The following is a 1,163-nucleotide window of genomic DNA, read 5'->3' on the forward strand; positions in this document are numbered from 1 at the left end:
CCCCCCCCCCCCCCCCCCCCCCCCCCCCCCCCCCCCCCCCCCCCCCCCCCCCCCCCCCCCCCCCCCCCCCCCCCCCCCCCCCCCCCCCCCCCCCCCCCCCCCCCCCCCCCTCTTCCCCCCCCCCCCCCCCCCCCACAACCCCCCATGTCGTGGTTCGTCGGCAGCGTCAGATGTGTATAAGAGACAGATTTCATCAATGCGACACGGTAACCCAAATGTATGCATGGGCACACATGCTGCTATTTTCTTACCTGTTACTTTATTATAAGCACCATCATTCCGTACTTCTGCATTAGCAGTTAGAAAATTTTCCAGTGCTTTTGGCGACATGCCTAAAGTGTCCCTATCTACGTCTATAAAAATCGGAGTTGCTCCAATATAACTAATAGCATTTGCTGTAGCTATAAAGGTTAAGGCTTGCGAAATTACTTCTTCATCTCGTTTAACATTTGAAAGAATGAGGGCCATATGTAGTGCATTAGTGCCATTTACAATAGCTATCGCATACTTGCTTCCAGTAATTTCTACCATCATTTCTTCAAACAGATTCACATATGCACCAACAGAAGAAACAAAAGTCGAATCGATTGCATCTAATATATATCTACGCTCGTTACCAATAAATACAGGTTCGTGCAATGCAACAAAATCCTTATTTGGGTACTTGTATTTTATAAAATCTACTACCTCTTTAAACTTATTTGAGTTTGCCATTTTTACATTTTAGCGTCGAGATACTTGCCCGTTTCCTTATGTCCAAAATCAGGAAGCATTTGATGAAACAATTCGAGAATATCTTCTTTTGTCCATTTTCTATCTGCTTTAAATTTCTGTACTTTTTTGCTAAATAGATTTAATTTATCATTTTCAAAATTTAGTTCATTTTTAATAACCCCTAAATTCTCGAACCTATCCATATCCAGTTTTTCATTCGAAGTGAAAAACTCCTCAAAGTCCTTTTCTCCGGTAGTATCACTTTTGGCGAATAGGCAAGGCCATTTTTGCTGTTGAGGCAAGGTATGCATTAGCTCGCGAGCTTCTTCCTCACTATTACACTGATGGGGCTCATAACCAAGGTTTTCGAGGTACTTTACTGCTATATCTGCAAAGCTGATCAAGTGTAAGGCCTCACTTAATTTTGGAAAGAATATATCTCTATTTTC

At 43.7% G+C, this 1,163-nt stretch carries 1 protein-coding gene and 1 pseudogene; both read right to left on the reverse strand.

Translation table 11 applies throughout. The features are described from left to right. Positions 1–714 (reverse strand): DegT/DnrJ/EryC1/StrS family aminotransferase (locus tag JHD69_RS19855; RefSeq protein WP_199142073.1); only part of this gene is annotated, 714 nt, incomplete at its 3' end. 2 nt (positions 715–716) lie between these two features. Next, positions 717–1,163 (reverse strand): annotated as a pseudogene (locus JHD69_RS19860) (UDP-N-acetylglucosamine 4,6-dehydratase); the annotation flags it as partial.

Origin of the sequence: Pedobacter sp. ASV12, from assembly GCF_016429155.1 — a bacterium.
GTDB lineage: Bacteria > Bacteroidota > Bacteroidia > Sphingobacteriales > Sphingobacteriaceae > Pedobacter.